This is a genomic window from Spirosoma lacussanchae (genome assembly GCF_005870035.1).
Taxonomy (GTDB): domain Bacteria; phylum Bacteroidota; class Bacteroidia; order Cytophagales; family Spirosomataceae; genus Spirosoma; species Spirosoma lacussanchae.
On the sequence record NZ_SWJG01000001.1, the window covers coordinates 2,084,448 to 2,099,463 of the forward strand.

Genomic DNA, 15,016 nt, shown 5'->3' on the forward strand with positions numbered 1-15,016 from the left:
TTCTGTTATTCGTACAATCAGGCTTTTTTCTTGCCTTTACCTTTCAAAGCAGGCATGGCCGGCAGTTTTGCGGTGTATTCGCTTACGCTTTTCTCGATCGCATCCTTAAAGAATGGAAAAGAAGGATCGTTGGACGATTGACCGAGGGACAACGCTTTTTGTGCCAGCGGGACGGCTTCGGCAAATTTCCCCATTTTTCCCAGTAGCTGCGATTTCACGTAGAGGTTGCGGAACGTTTCCTTGGCCGCAATCGATTTATCGATCCAGGTCATTGCCTGGTCCAGGTTGCGGCCTTTGCTCAGGTTGTAGTTGGCAGCAGCCTGAAGTACGGCCGCATCATCTGGTTTCTCCGCAACGGCTTTGTCAACGCTGGCCGCGGCATTGGCACTGGTGTTAACGGCCAGATCGGCCTTTGCCTTTCTGTTGGCCCACATGAAATTCATGGACGCCGTGCTGTCGGTCAGGTCGCTGAAATTAATTGTGAAGGTTTCGGTAGGCTCCGCAGTGGCTGATGACTTGATAGGTACACGCAATGCATCCTGCTCCTGCTTGTACGACTGCTCCGTGACGCTCAGGTCTTTGCTAAAAATCAGGGTCCAATCGTCAGAAGCCGGAATCGACAGGATGGCATAGGTACCGGCGGGCAACGTCTGGCCATTCACCATCAAGTCGGTCGAGGTCGTGAAGGCTGTTGCCTGGTTGGCACCCGTACGCCAAACCTTGCCGCTGGGCACGAATGCCTCCGTGAAGGGGGTACGTCCTTTCAGGCTGGGGCGGGAGTATTTAACGGTCAGGTCAGTAACGCCAATCGTTTGTATGACTGTAGCACCTGGGCTGGGGGAGGGAAGTTTAATCTGGGCAGTAGCCAGCTGAGCAGCCAGGCCCAGTGTGATGCCACTTAGTACGAGTTTACGCATGGTTATGTAGTATATTTTAGAAAACTAGGGGCGAAATTGCGGCTTTTTGGGCACAAAAGCCAATACCATCATGCACAGAGAGCCGCTCCTGAACCTGCTCCGGCAATACCGTCCGGCCGATCCGGAAGAGCAGGAAATGACCGCTAGAACAATCGATTTTGTAGAGAAGAGTCCGGCTTGTTTCGAGCGTTCACTGCCTGGTGGTCATATAACTGGCTCTGCCTGGGTGGTAGAACAAAAAGCACACCAGAGCCAGCCAGCCATTAGCCGCATCGTGTTGATTCACCACCGCAAACTCGACCGCTGGCTACAGCCGGGTGGACATGCCGATGGTGATCCGGATGTAGCCGCTGTAGCGCTGCGGGAAGCTCAGGAAGAAACGGGACTTAAAAACCTGAAACTGATTGGGCGCGCAGACGGATCACCGGCTATTTTCGACGTCGATATTCATACGATCCCGGCTCGGGGTGACGTTCCCGAACATCTTCATTATGACATTCGTTTTTTGGTTGAAGCAGACCCTGAAGAAGTATTCCGGGCAAATCACGAAACAAAGGATATTCAATGGTTTAGCTTAGAGAAAGCAGAATCATTGACTAAAGATGCCTCAATTTTCAGAATGATACGAAAAAATTGGGTTTAACGAAGAACATAGTTGGTGTTTTACTGGTTTTTTTGTTAGGTGTGTATTTATACATTTGCCTTACAACAAAACCACAGAACGTCAATGAAACTCTTACACATAGCCTTGGTTGGCGTAGCTTTACTGGCTACTGCTGTCCAATCGTCAGCGCAGGACGACCGCAAGCTGCGTAAAGATCCAACCTATTCGACCGGCAATTACAAGCATGCCAACAAAGCGGCTACGGCCCGGAGTTGGGAGAAAAATACAGGTGTGGCCGTTGAACAACCCGCACCAACCGATGCCAATCTGGCTAACTATAAGCGGCAGGTGCCTGCCCAGCAGCCGGTAGGTGGTGTGACGGTTGAACACACGCCCTCAACGGATGTGGCTGATCGGAATTATAAGATGCAGCGCCCCTCTACGGTGACCAACTCGTCGGGTACGGGCATTGCGCGCAAGTCGCGTAAAAACGCCGATACCACGAGCGCGTCGGGCACGGGTAACTAATACGCGTACGCTCTCAGACAGGCCAGTTCTATCGGGATTGGCCTTTTTTTTTGCCCAGTCTACTGCCAGATGTCTGCCTGGCCGATAGAAATTAATAAGTTTCGTTCCGGCTTAGATTGCTACAAAAAGATCGTGATTAGTGGGTAGGTGCCAGAGTCTCCAAAATAGGGGTTGGGTAGTGATAGTGAGCTGATTAAGCCCCATAACTGCTTCTGTCAACTTACTTTTAATGTATATTGAAAAATAGCGTAATATGTTGACCATTAGTCAGTTGGGCAGTTACGGGTAATCATATGTAAAACATTTTCGTAACGGGGCAACGTGTACGTTAGACTAAACCAGTACAAATGCGTAGTTTTCAGGTGATTTAACACCGTTAACTAACGACCTATAACTACCCATATGGAAACCATTGAGAGAAAGCCGCGCTCTCGGGAGCAAACGCGTTCGGGCATTATGGTAACGGCCAAAACCATTGCCCGCCGGGAGGGATGGCAGGCGGTTTCGATCCGAAAAATTGCCGATGCTATTGAATACAGCGCACCCATCGTTTACGAGTATTTCGACAGTAAAGACGTGCTGCTGAATGAAATTCGAAATGAAGGGTTCAGCTATCTCTACCAGGAGTACGACCGCATTCTGAAATTATACCGCGACCCCGAGAAACGCTTATACGAAATATCACTCATTCAGTGGGATTTTGCCCAGCAGCAACCTGAGATCTACCAGGTCATGTACAGCCTGGAGGGAGCCTATTGTTCAATGCCCGTTTACCAGTCCGATATCGTACAGGCTGTTTCGGACAAGGTGTCGGAAATTATCTGCTCTTTCATTCCCAAGTCCAAAGAAAGCATCCGTCGGCTTTTCTTCGAATGGTGGTCCATTTCGCACGGACTGATCTCGATGGCTATGATGCTAAAGGATGAACAGTCGATCGAAATGTCGGCGCAGGTGTACCGGGAAACGATGCGTCGGTTTGTTCGTGGGCTCAAGTAGTCATGCTGGCGATTATCGGTGCTACCGGCATGCTTGGCCAGCCCGTTGCGCATCAGCTGATCTGGGCCGGCAACGCGGTTCGTATCATTGCCCGCAATGTTGCTGAGGCCAAGAGCTTGTTTCCACATGTAGAGGTGGTGCCGGGCGATCTGCGCAATCCAGACAGTCTGGTGCAGGCTTTACAGGGGGTGGATACGGTTTACCTCAGTTTATCTGTCAGGCAAACCGAGAAACGAACCGACTTCCATACTGAGACCGATGGTCTGCGAAACCTGCTGACCGCGGCCACGCAGGCTGGGGTGACGCGTATTGCCTACCTGTCATCTCTGGTAATGCGCTACCAGGGCATGAACGGATTCCGCTGGTGGGTGTTCGAGGTAAAGCACGAAGCCGTTCAGCTCATCAAAGCCTCGGGGCTTCGGTACAGTATATTCTACCCATCCTGTTTTATGGAATCGATCAACACCGTTCAGCGTATGGGTCGATTTATTCTGGTGCTGGGCCGCTCGCCGGTTCGGCCGTGGTATATCGCTGCCCATGACTATGGCAAACAGGTAGCGCGGGCGTTGAAACAAGCGTCAGATAACCAGGAGTATGTTATCCAGGGACCCGAAGCTCTTACGCAGCATGAGGCCGCTGAACGGTTTGTACGGGCTTATTCAGGAAGCCCGGTAAAGGTACTGACGAGCCCGTTGTTTTTCCTGAAAATGGGAAGCGCTTTCTCGACCCAGGCCAACTACGGCTGGCATATCGGCAAAGCGCTGAATAGCTACCCCGAACAGTTCGAGGCAGAAAAAGCCTGGGCTGATTTGGGGAAGCCCCAAACGACCATCGACCAGTTTGCGGCCGACCAGTAAAACGAATCCAGCAGCTGGCCACTAGAAGAGCGGTTAAAACAGGCGTGGTAGCCGATTTTAACCGCTCCGTTTATTTTTACCAGATCAGTACAACCCTTCGATCGACAAATACCGTTCGCCGGTATCGTAGCAGAACGTGAGAATGCGGCTGCCAGCGGGTAGCTCGGGCAGTTTTTGGGAGATGGCCGCCAGCGAAGCGCCCGACGATATCCCAATGAAAATGCCTTCTTCGCGGGCGGCTCGCTGCGCCCAGGCAAAGGCGTCTTCTTTACTAACCGCAATGGACCCGTCGAGCAGGTTGGTGTGCAGATTCTGCGGTAGGAAGCCAGCACCAATACCCTGAATGGGATGCGGACCCGGCGCTCCTCCGCTGATTACCGGCGAGAGGGCGGGTTCGACCGCGAATACTTTCAGCGCGGGAAACGACTCTTTCAACACCTCGGCAACGCCGGTAATGTGTCCGCCCGTACCCACGCCCGTAATGAGAGCATCGAACCCTTCCGGAAAATCGGTCAGGATTTCCTGCGCCGTGGTTTGCCGATGTATCTCAATATTGGCCGAATTCTCGAATTGCTGCGGCATCCACGCGCCGGGGGTCTGGCTTACCAGCTCATGCGCCCGTTCAATGGCCCCTTTCATACCCTTCTCACGCGGAGTCAGATCAAAAGTGGCCCCGTAGGCTGCCATGATACGCCGACGCTCGATACTCATCGACTCAGGCATGACCAGGATCAGCCTGTATCCTTTTACCGCTGCCACCATGGCCAGCCCAATACCGGTATTGCCCGAGGTGGGTTCAATAATCGTACTGCTGGCGGTCAGAATGCCTTTAGACTCGGCATCTTCAATCATGGCCAGCGCAATGCGGTCCTTAATGCTGGCGCCGGGATTAGCCCGTTCCAGTTTCATCCAGACGTCGTAGCCCGGGTACAGCCGGTTCAGTCGTACATGGGGTGTATTGCCAATCGTGTCGAGAATGGAGGCAGCCTTCATATAACAAAGTTTATGGGTTCAGCCGATTCGAGCGACTTGAGTCGTACTTCGGTCTGGTGCTGATGGTAAACCAAAGAATGCGCTTCTACGCTGTCGGTCAGCCAGACGTTACCGCCAATGACCGAGTCGTGACCAACGACGGTATGACCACCCAGAATAGTAGCGTTGGCGTAGATGACCACGTTATTTTCGATAGTGGGGTGCCGCTTTTTCTGCGCCATCGATTTAGCAACGTGGGTGGCTCCGAGCGTGACGCCCTGGTAGATTTTCACGTTGTCGCCAATAATTGTTGTCTCGCCAATCACGACGCCTGTACCATGGTCGATAAAAAAGGCGCGGCCAATCTGAGCGCCGGGATGAATGTCGATACCGGTTTGCCCGTGGGCGTATTCGGTGAGCATACGGGGCAACAGCGGTACGTTGAGCCGAAGCAGTTCGTGCGCAATCCGGTAAACGGCAATGGCGTAGAAGCCCGGATACACCGCAATTACCTCTTCGAGTCCAATAGCGGCCGGATCGTTATCCGTAATGGCGTGGGCGTCGAGCAGCAGCCGGTCGTAAATAGCCGGTACCTGATCAAAGAATTTTTCGGCAATGATCTCAGCGCCTTCGGGCAGGGTATTCTGTAAAGGACTAAGTAGACAGACCAGCTGCTGGTTTAGTTTCTGATAGGTTTCCTCAACATGCTGCGACACGGACTGACAGTCCTGCGTAACAGGGAAAAGGAGTCGCATCAGCTGGTCGATAAAGCGGCCGGCATCGGGGCGGGAGGGAAGCTTGTACCGGTACTGCGCCCGCTGAACCAGCAGATGGTCGAGAAAGGCGTTTGTGGCAGTGGTCATAACAGAATAGTTAATGCGAATGTACGAGTAGAAAGAAGAGAATGCTTGATTGTCAGCGGGAATAGAGTGGTGATTTTGCCCCGTATTGTGGAGACACTACACAAGCTGTCGGTTCGTTTATGTGCATAAGAGGGCCTGCTTAACAGGGACATTCGTTGATTTTCAAACAAAATGCGGGCCGCAAAGTTCTGCCGCGGCTTCTGGAACCTGATTTGTACTAAAAACAACTGAACAGATGGAACAAATCGCCATGATAAGTAAAGCTATAACTACATTTCTTGTATCGCTGGTGGCTACGTCGGGGTTTTCCTGGCTGCTGTCAATGGCTTGCCAGCGTACGGGAGGAGCCGAAGCCATGAGTCCCGACTCAGCCGTTACGGCACCCGGCTCGTCTGAGCTGGCAGGACTGACGCTGGTCAACGCGTACCCGAAACTCAAATTCGAAGCGCCGGTCGAGTACACCTATGCCGATGACGGAACGAACCGGGTGTTTGTGGTCGAGCAGGCCGGGCAGATTCGGGTGTTCGACAACAACGCTGATGCATCGTCGGCTAGTACATACCTCGATATTCGGAACCGGGTTGCGTATGGCGGGGAAATGGGACTGCTGGGCCTGGCCTTCCATCCTAAATTCAAAGAGAACGGCTACTTCTACGTCAACTACACCAAAAACAACCCGCGCGAAACGGTTATCAGCCGGTTCAAAGCAGCTTCGGCAACCGCTTCAACCGCCGAACCGGGTTCGGAAGTAGTCCTGTTAAAATTTAGCCAGCCTTACTCAAATCACAACGGTGGTAAACTGGTGTTTGGCCCCAACGGGTACCTGTACATTTCTACGGGCGATGGCGGCAGCGGGGGCGACCCCCAGAACAACGGGCAGAGCCGCAGCACCCTGCTCGGTAAAATTCTGCGGATCGATGTGAACAGCACGGAGAAAGGCCCATACGGCATTCCGGCCGACAATCCGTACAAGGGAAACAGTAACAACTACCGGGAGGAAATCTTTGCCTACGGCCTGCGTAACCCCTGGCGGATTAGCTTTGACGAGAAGGGCCAACTGTGGGCCGGTGATGTCGGCCAAAACGCGATCGAAGAAATTGACATTGTAACCAAAGGGGGCAACTACGGCTGGCGCGTGAAAGAAGGAAACTCTGACTATAACGCCAGGGATAATCAGGCGGCTGACTTTGTTGGCCCTATCTGGCAGTACGACCATAAAAACGGCGACATTTCGGTGACGGGTGGTCTCGTTTATCGTGGCCAGGCTGCGCCGGCACTTCGTAACAAATATGTGTACGCCGACTACGCCAGCGGGCGGGTGTGGGCGCTGACGTCCAACGGAACAAAAGCCGTCAGCAATCAGGAGATTGTAGCACGGGCGGGGCTTATTTCGGCTTTTGGCGAAGATAAGAACAAGGAAATGTACCTCTGCGATTACGACGGGCGTATCCTGAAGTTATCGACTGGCAAATAAGCAACGGCCAGTAATCGAGTGGGTTCGGGTGTTATACTGGATCGTATAACACCCGAACCCGTTTTTATATGCGGGTCTGTCAGTCTAAAATCGTTATCTTGGGACTGTATACCCGGATATCGATGATGCGATTTTTCCTGCTTTTGCTGCTGGTTGGCGGCTCTATAATTGCCTGGGCTCAGCCAGCCACCCCCTATTCTATTGAACAGGTACTATCTGCTCCCTATTGCGCTAACCTGACAGCCGGCCGTGACCGGGTGGCCTGGATAGTCACGACCGAGGGTATACGGAATATCTGTGTTTATCAGTTTACGAAGGCATCTGGCAGTACTGAGCGTTCGCAGCTGAGCCAGCCTGGTAAAGTGATTCAGCTCACCCGCCAGACCATTGACAACGGTCAGGAGCTGGGCGAACTGCGCTTCTCGCCCGACGGCCGTTACCTGGCCTATGTACAAGGAGGAAGTAAAAACGCAAAGGGCGAGAACCCTAACCCCGTCAGTGATCCGGTCGGCGCCGAGCAGGCTGTCTACATCGTGCCGACCGACGGCAGCAGTACCGCCCGCAGAATTGGATTGGGTAACCATCCGTCGTTTTCGCCCGATGGCGGTCGGCTGTTGTTTAGTCAGGCAGGCCAGCCCGTGGTAGCTAGCGTAACCGACCAATCGACCGGCTGGTTTGCAACAGCGGCTCCGGCCGTCAGTAAACTATTTACGGCCCGTGGCAGCCTGGGGAGTTTCAGCTGGTCGCCCGACGGAATGCGGGTTTTGTTCGTGAGTGATCGTGGCTACCATTCGTTCATTGGTATATACGACCTTGCGCAGAAAACAATATCGTGGCTGGCGCCGGGCGTTGATCGGGATGTTGCACCCGTGTGGTCGCCCGACGGGAAACGGGTAGCATTTATTCGCGTGCCCGGGCTGCGTCATGGCGAGCTGGAAAACGTACAGGGTGGCAACCGCTTTGCGATCTGGACGGCCGATGCAAGAACCGGCGAAGGTCGTCAGCTCTGGCACTCCCCGGCCGACGATGGCGGGTTTGCGCAGTATTATCCCGCTGAACCGCTTCGTTGGACGGTGGCGAATCAACTGCTTTTTTTCTCTGAACACGAGGACTGGATGCACCTGTATTCGCTCTCACCGGAAGGGGGCGATAAGCCTATAGATCGCACCCCCGGACCTTACGAAGCCGAAGAAACGGTTGTTTCGACCGACGGTCAGACGATGTATTTCAGCAGCAACAACCCTGAGAACGATCCGCTTGACCGCGACCGGCGGCATATATGGCGGGTGTCTCTGGCTGAAAAGAATCCTAAGCCAGTGTCTGTTACGAAGGGAAAAGGCATCGAGACCGACCCGACGCTTGTTGGCAACTGGCTGGTCTACCGGTCGGCTGCTTATAACCGACCAACGGGCATCGAGATGCACAGCCTGAGCCAGTCGCTGGAGCCGATTCGCTATCCGAACTCATTACCTGCCCGTTTTCCGCAGGACGCCCTGGTTGAACCCCAACAGGTGGTGATGAAAGCGGCCGATGGGCTCGTTGTACATGGTCAGCTGTTCCTCCCGACCGGGGCCACGCCGACCGGAAGTCGTAAACCGGCGCTAATTTTCATGCATGGCGGACCGATGCGGCAAATGCTGCTCGGCTGGCATTACCGGGGCACCTACTACGCCAATGCCTACGCCATCAATCAGTATCTGGCCGCGCAGGGGTACGTGGTGCTGTCGGTAAACTATCGGGCGGGTATCGGGTACGGACGCGCGTTTCGCCGGGCCGAGCGACAGGGCCCCCGGGGAGCCTCCGAATACCAGGATGTGCTGGCCGCGGCCGACTACCTGAAGAGCCGGGCTGACGTCGATGCGACTCGCATCGGCTTGTGGGGCGGCTCCTACGGTGGTTATCTTACCGCACTCGGGCTAGCCCGTAACTCGGATCGGTTTGCAGCCGGTGTCGATCTGCACGGCGTTCATGACTGGTCATGGCGGGGAAACCACTTCACGCCCGGGGGCGAGTGGGGTATCGGGCCCGATCAGATGAAAGAAGCGCTGGCTTCGTCGCCCAACGCGGATTTGAGTCAGTGGCGATCGCCCTGCCTGTTCGTGCATGGCGATGATGACCGAAACGTGAGCTTCAATGAAACGGTTGATCTGGTGCAGAAACTACGGGAACGTCAGGTGCCAACGGAGGTACTCGTCTTCCCCGACGATGTTCATAGCTTACTCCTTCATAAAAACTGGCTTCGGACGTATAACGCGCTGGATGCTTTCTTCAATACATACCTGCTTCGTCAACCCGGCAAAGGTGTTTCTACGGAAAAATGATCTCTACGGTATTTGAATCGCCTATCGGATTGGTTCAGGTGACGGGTACGACCGAGGGAGTTTCGGTCATTACCTGTACCAATGTGTACCCTGGGCCAGGACTGACGCCCGATACCCCCGAACCGGTTCGGCAGGCGGTAGAGCAGTTGCAAGCCTATTTTGCGGGTAGTAGGCAGACGTTCAGTTTTCGGCTCAATCCGGAAGGAACCGCTTTTCAGCAAACCGTCTGGCGGGCGCTGCTCGACATCCCGTTTGGAACGACCTGTTCGTACCTGACCCTGACCCGACGAATCGGCGACGAAAAAGCCATTCGGGCGGTGGCGGCTGCCAACGGCCGAAATCCAATCGCTATCGTCATTCCCTGTCATCGGGTAATCGGCTCAAACGGGTCGCTAACCGGTTATGCGGGTGGGCTGTGGCGCAAACAGTGGCTCCTTGAACATGAAGGCACCTGGCCGGTTAAACCAACTAACCCACCTGGCCAGTTATCGCTATTCTGACTAAACTCATCATGACATTTACCCACCTGCCATTATGGCGTTTGCTGTTGATTATTGGTTGTCTGGCTACGGGCTCCTGTGCTCCGCGCTACCGGGGGCCGGTAACGGATCATTTTACCGGTAAGCGGTTCGTTAATTCCGATATGCCTGCCCGCGAGGGGGGTGGGGTATTGAAATGGCTGCTAAATCGCGACAAAGGACCATGGGCCGAACAGCCGAACGCTTACGTAGGGGCGCCACCGGCCCGGCGCATCGAGGGCGACAGCCTGGTGCTGACGTTCGTGAATCATTCTACTTTTTTGTTGCAAACGGGTGGACTAAACATCCTAACTGACCCGGTCTGGTCAGAACGCGTGGGCCCAACGAGCTGGCTGGGTGTTAAGCGCCGACGACCGCCGGGTATACGGTTTGAGGATTTGCCACCCATCGATGTGGTTTTGCTCAGCCATCTGCACTACGACCATCTCGATTTACCCACGCTGCGCCGACTGGTGCGGGCTCATAATCCGCTTTTCGTCGTGCCGCTGGGCGTCGGCTATCTGCCGCGCCGGGCCGGGGGGCGGGTAGCCCGAGAACTTGACTGGAACGACACCCTGCGAATCAGGCCCGGTCTTGAGTTGACCTGCACCCCCGCTCAGCACTTCAGCAACCGGGGTTTGGGTGACCGGGATCGCACCTTATGGGTCGGGTATCTGCTGCACACCAGCTTCGGCACCACCTACTTCTGTGGCGATAGTGGGTATGGCCCTCATTTTAAACGCATTGCCGAACAGGCCGCCCGCAGTCCAACCGGGCCTATCAGGCTGGCGCTGTTACCCATCGGCTCGTACCGGCCAGAGTGGTTCATGGCGCCTGTGCATGTGTCACCCGCCGGAGCCGTGCGCGCTTTCATGGATGTAAAGGCTCCGCAGGCAGTAGGCATTCATTTCGGAACCTTTCAACAGGGCGACGATGGCCTAACGGAGCCCGTCGAGGATCTGCGCAAGGCCCTCGCGGAACAGGGTATCGAGCAGGACCGATTCATAGCCCCGCAGGAAGGCCGCCCCATTACAATTAAAAAGTGAACGAGTTAGGTTCATAGAAGAGATCGCTAAGTACTTTACTGGGAGACGAATAGCAAAACGGCATTGATATTGTGTACTTTTGCCGCATGGAATCAGTGCAGATTGATAGGCCCACCACCGATGCTCCCGGCACGGAAAAAGCCAGTATGGATGTACCCGGTATGGATATACTGAAAAGCCAGCGTCTCGAACAACTCAAATACGACATCAGAGGGCCCGTGTACGAAAAGGCGCTTGAACTCGAAAGTCAGGGGTATAAAATTATCAGCCTGAATATTGGCAATCCGGCCGTTTTTGGCTTCGACGCGCCCGATGAGATTGTTCACGATATCATCCTGAATATTCGGAACGCGCAGGGTTACGCCGACTCGCGGGGGTTATTCTCGGCCCGTAAAGCCGTCATGCACCATACGCAGAACATCGGCTTGCCCGGTATTACCATCAACGACATTTATATCGGGAATGGCGTCAGTGAGCTGATCATGCTGGCCATGCAGGCATTGCTCAACGAAGGGGATGAAGTCTTGATTCCATCGCCCGATTACCCCCTCTGGACTGCCTCGGTCGCGTTCTGCGGAGGAAAGCCGGTACATTATGTTTGCGACGAAGCGGTTGGCTGGAATCCGGATCTGGCCGATCTGGAGCAAAAGATAACCCCCCGCACCCGCGCGGTGGTTGTCATCAATCCCAACAATCCGACCGGCGCCGTATACGACCGGTCAGTGCTCGAAGGCATTGCCCGCATTGCCGAACGGCATAAACTCATCGTTTTTTCAGACGAGATTTATGACCGTATTCTGTACGATGGAGCTCAACATTTTCCCATTGCCAAAATGGTGCACGACACATTGTGTATCACCATGGGCGGCCTGTCAAAGAACTACCGGTCTGCGGGTTTTCGGGGTGGATGGCTGATCCTGAGCGGAGCGCGTCACCGGGCCAAGTCCTACATTGAAGGACTGACGCTGCTGGCCAGTATGCGGCTCTGCGCCAACGTACCAACCCAGTACGCCATTCAGACTGCGCTGGGTGGCTATCAGAGTATAAACGATCTGGTAGTACCGGCCGGGCGGCTACATAAGCAGATGATGCTGGCTTATGAACGGATGGTTGCCATTCCGGGGGTGTCGTGCGTGAAACCCAAAGGCGCGCTTTATATCTTCCCCAAACTCGATCTGAGCCAGTTCACCTTTGCCGACGATGATGACTTCGTGCTAAACCTGCTCATCGAACAAAAGGTACTGGTTGTGGCCGGCAGCGGCTTCAACTACACGACCAAAGACCACTTCCGCATCGTGTGTCTGCCAACGGTCGATGAACTCAACACCGCCCTCGATCGCATCGAAGCGTTCCTGGAAAGTCACCGGCGCTAACTCTCGCCAAAGGTTCACAAACGTTTTTCTTCATTTCAGCGTTATTGTATTCCGCCCCGCGAAAAAGTCGATTGGTATGGCTAACCGTGCCCGACTACACGCGGCCGGATGGATCGTTTACTGATCAGTGCGTACGCCCTTCGCGCCCACTGCCTTTTTTTAATGAATGAAATGGAAGCTACAAAAGAAAATGTACAACGCTCTGAAACGCAGAGCACCGAACGAATTGCCCAGGATTTACCCAAACGCGATGAGTTACTCTTAACCCCCGACGAACAGCGAATAAAAGAAGCATTTCAGGATCATAACTGGAACGAAATCAAGACCGCCGATTCGTGGGTGATATTTAAAGTGATGGCTGAGTTTGTCGAGGGCTTCGACAAGCTAGCAAAAATTGGCCCATGCGTGTCTATTTTCGGATCGGCCCGGACCCAGCCCGACAATCCTTATTACAAAATGACCGAGGAGATCGCGGCTAAGCTGGTTCGCCACGGGTATGGTGTGATTACGGGTGGCGGCCCCGGCATCATGGAAGCCGGTAATAAAGGCGCCTATGAGCAGGGTGGTAAGTCGGTAGGACTAAACATTAAGCTTCCCTTCGAGCAGCATAGCAACATATACATCGATCCCGACAAAAGCATCAATTTCGATTTCTTCTTTGTTCGGAAAGTGATGTTTGTCAAATACGCGCAGGGCTTCGTGGTCATGCCCGGCGGTATGGGTACGCTCGACGAACTGTTTGAAGCGCTGACGCTGATTCAGACCCGCAAAATTGCCCGGTTCCCCATTGTACTGGTTGGACGGGCCTACTGGCAGGGACTTATCGACTGGATTACCCAGGTGATGCTTGAACAGGAGCATAATATCAATCCGGAAGATATGAAGCTGATCAGCATTGTTGACACGCCAACCGACGCCGTTAGGGTTATTGACGAGTTCTACAGCAAATACCTGCTGAAGCCGAACTTCTAGGGAAGGTCGATGCGCTTGGGTCAGCCCAGGTGTCAAGTCTCCATAAGTTACAGTACAGAAACGCGATGCCAGTGCAGACTGGCATCGCGTTTCTGTTTTAGAATACCAACGTTGGCATGAACCCGTCTGGTAGCCACTGGCAATTTCGCTTGGTGGTCTGACTTGGCTGAGTTAAGTGATTATAGGTTTCCGGTCAGGTACTGAGCAGTTTGGGCTTGGGCGATTTTCCGGATGGCTCGATGAAACACCCGCAGAACGCGAGCACAGCGTCCTATTGTTCTGAAGCGCTTTTGTCGATCAGTTGAACGACGCCCTGAATGACAGTGGGCTCTGATTTGTCTTGGCTTTGAACAGCTTACTAAACGATTGAGAATGCTCAAACCCTAATTCATACGCAATTTCACTTACCGACAACTCCGTTGTTGAGAGCCGTTCTTTTGCTCTTTCGATGAGCTTTTCATGGATGAGTTGCTGCGTAGTTTGCCCGGTCAGTTGCTTCAGCAGACTGCTCAGGTATTTGGTCGATACATGCAGCGTTTCAGCGATCTGTTGGACCGTAGGCAGGCCTTTTTCCAGCAAGTCGTCACCTCTGAAGTAATTCGTTAGCATATCGTCTACCCGTTCCAACAGCTTGCTGTTAGTAATTTTTCGGGTGATAAACTGGCGTTCGTAAAACCGTTGGGCGTAGGTGAACAGCACATCCAGGTGGGCAATCATGACGTCCTGACTAAACTTGTCCATATTGGCCTGGTACTCCTGTCTGATGGTGTCGATGATGCCGTTGATAATCGTTTCTTCTTTGTCCGACAGAAACAGCGCTTCGTGGGTAGAGTAGCCAAAAAAGTCGTACTGCTTCATTTTTCTGGACAGGGCAGTATTCCACAAAAAGTCGGGGTGAATGAACAGCATCCAGCCTTCGAGCTGATGGGGTACCCCGTTCTCTTCACCCCGAAGAATCTGGCCGGGTGCCAGAAAAGCCATCAATCCTTCATCAAAATCATATTTCTGCTGCCCATACATAAGTTTGTCACAACCGCGTTTCAGCGAGACCACATACAGGTCGAAAAGTACGGCATGGATGCCCGGGTCTGTGTCCAGATCTCTGAGGTCTTTCAGATCGATGATGCCGATAAGAGGATGATGGGGGTTGGGGAGTCCCATCATGCGATGTATTTGTGAGATGGATTCGATCCGGTAGGGTTTCGGCGTTGCCATACGATAAAAGCGGGTTTAAAACTTGAACGGATACTTTAACCAGATCAGAACCAGCGGCATGGCCAGAAACGGAATTTCAAGTAGCGCCATGCTACTGTTGCCAGCTCGTAGCGATAAAGCCATGATCAGGACGATGGTTACCGCGTTCAGCACATTACTGATGAAAAAGGTTGGCGGAAAGAGCAGCATCAGCCCAATAGCAATGGAAAATACGCCAAAAAATGGCATGGTGGCTTTACTGATGCCCAAGTCTGCCATCATTCTTGCCTGGTCGGCATTGGCCGGCTGGAAGGCATCCCAACCGTGCTTGAGACTCAGAAACGCTGACACCAGGAGTAAAATAATGCTTATAATCTTCAT

Annotated in this window: 15 protein-coding genes; 10 read left to right on the plus strand and 5 right to left on the minus strand. The window is 53.6% G+C overall.

Annotated features, from left to right (window positions below):
- Positions 1–17 precede the first annotated feature (17 nt).
- Positions 18–917 (minus strand): DUF2911 domain-containing protein, encoded by a 900-nt coding sequence (locus FBR45_RS08660; protein ID WP_138501162.1) that lies wholly within the window; start codon positions 915–917, stop codon positions 18–20.
- 70 nt (positions 918–987) lie between these two features.
- On the opposite strand from FBR45_RS08660, the gene FBR45_RS08665 reads away from it, so the two are divergent.
- The 4 genes from FBR45_RS08665 (at position 988) to FBR45_RS08680 (ending at position 3,902) form a co-directional block, all read left to right on the plus strand.
- Positions 988–1,560 (plus strand): NUDIX hydrolase, encoded by a 573-nt coding sequence (locus tag FBR45_RS08665; RefSeq protein WP_138502033.1) that lies wholly within the window; start codon positions 988–990, stop codon positions 1,558–1,560.
- 84 nt (positions 1,561–1,644) lie between these two features.
- Positions 1,645–2,049, plus strand: coding sequence for a hypothetical protein (locus FBR45_RS08670; RefSeq protein WP_138501164.1), 405 nt, complete (start codon positions 1,645–1,647; stop codon positions 2,047–2,049).
- Between the two features lie 402 nt (positions 2,050–2,451).
- On the plus strand, positions 2,452–3,045 hold the full coding sequence (locus tag FBR45_RS08675; protein ID WP_077919863.1) for a TetR/AcrR family transcriptional regulator: 594 nt from the start codon (positions 2,452–2,454) through the stop codon (positions 3,043–3,045).
- A 2-nt stretch (positions 3,046–3,047) separates the two neighbouring features.
- Positions 3,048–3,902 (plus strand): SDR family oxidoreductase, encoded by an 855-nt coding sequence (locus FBR45_RS08680; RefSeq protein WP_138501166.1) that lies wholly within the window; start codon positions 3,048–3,050, stop codon positions 3,900–3,902.
- An 84-nt stretch (positions 3,903–3,986) separates the two neighbouring features.
- Here FBR45_RS08680 and cysK read toward each other — a convergent pair whose 3' ends face one another.
- Positions 3,987–4,895 (minus strand): cysteine synthase A, encoded by a 909-nt coding sequence (cysK, locus tag FBR45_RS08685; RefSeq protein ID WP_138501168.1) that lies wholly within the window; start codon positions 4,893–4,895, stop codon positions 3,987–3,989.
- Positions 4,892–5,737 carry a serine O-acetyltransferase EpsC gene (gene epsC / locus FBR45_RS08690; RefSeq protein WP_138501170.1) on the minus strand — a complete coding sequence of 282 codons (846 nt, stop codon included), beginning with the start codon at positions 5,735–5,737 and terminating at the stop codon, positions 4,892–4,894. The genes cysK and epsC overlap by 4 nt, the downstream gene beginning before the upstream one ends.
- 235 nt (positions 5,738–5,972) lie before the next feature.
- On the opposite strand from epsC, the gene FBR45_RS08695 reads away from it, so the two are divergent.
- From FBR45_RS08695 to FBR45_RS08720, 6 genes are all read left to right on the plus strand, one after another.
- A complete protein-coding gene (locus tag FBR45_RS08695) occupies positions 5,973–7,211 on the plus strand; it encodes a PQQ-dependent sugar dehydrogenase (protein WP_138501172.1) in 1,239 nt (412 codons plus the stop codon).
- A 122-nt stretch (positions 7,212–7,333) separates the two neighbouring features.
- Complete coding sequence (locus FBR45_RS08700) at positions 7,334–9,532, plus strand: S9 family peptidase (protein WP_171044856.1); 2,199 nt, start codon at positions 7,334–7,336, stop codon at positions 9,530–9,532.
- A complete protein-coding gene (locus FBR45_RS08705) occupies positions 9,529–10,032 on the plus strand; it encodes a methylated-DNA--[protein]-cysteine S-methyltransferase (protein ID WP_138501176.1) in 504 nt (167 codons plus the stop codon). The genes FBR45_RS08700 and FBR45_RS08705 overlap by 4 nt, the downstream gene beginning before the upstream one ends.
- 11 nt (positions 10,033–10,043) lie before the next feature.
- Entirely contained in the window at positions 10,044–11,096 is a 1,053-nt protein-coding gene (locus FBR45_RS08710) for an MBL fold metallo-hydrolase (protein ID WP_138501178.1), read from the plus strand.
- 161 nt (positions 11,097–11,257) lie between these two features.
- Positions 11,258–12,469 carry a pyridoxal phosphate-dependent aminotransferase gene (locus FBR45_RS08715; RefSeq protein ID WP_138502035.1) on the plus strand — a complete coding sequence of 404 codons (1,212 nt, stop codon included), beginning with the start codon at positions 11,258–11,260 and terminating at the stop codon, positions 12,467–12,469.
- 171 nt (positions 12,470–12,640) lie between these two features.
- Positions 12,641–13,441 (plus strand): LOG family protein, encoded by an 801-nt coding sequence (locus tag FBR45_RS08720; protein ID WP_077920089.1) that lies wholly within the window; start codon positions 12,641–12,643, stop codon positions 13,439–13,441.
- A 297-nt stretch (positions 13,442–13,738) separates the two neighbouring features.
- Here FBR45_RS08720 and FBR45_RS08725 read toward each other — a convergent pair whose 3' ends face one another.
- Together FBR45_RS08725 and FBR45_RS08730 are read right to left on the minus strand one after the other, a co-directional pair.
- Positions 13,739–14,656, minus strand: a complete 918-nt coding sequence (locus FBR45_RS08725; protein WP_138501180.1) for a helix-turn-helix domain-containing protein — start codon at positions 14,654–14,656, stop codon at positions 13,739–13,741.
- Between the two features lie 15 nt (positions 14,657–14,671).
- The gene (locus FBR45_RS08730) at positions 14,672–15,016 is read right to left on the minus strand and encodes a hypothetical protein (RefSeq protein WP_246082156.1); all 345 of its coding nucleotides are present in this window, start codon (positions 15,014–15,016) and stop codon (positions 14,672–14,674) included.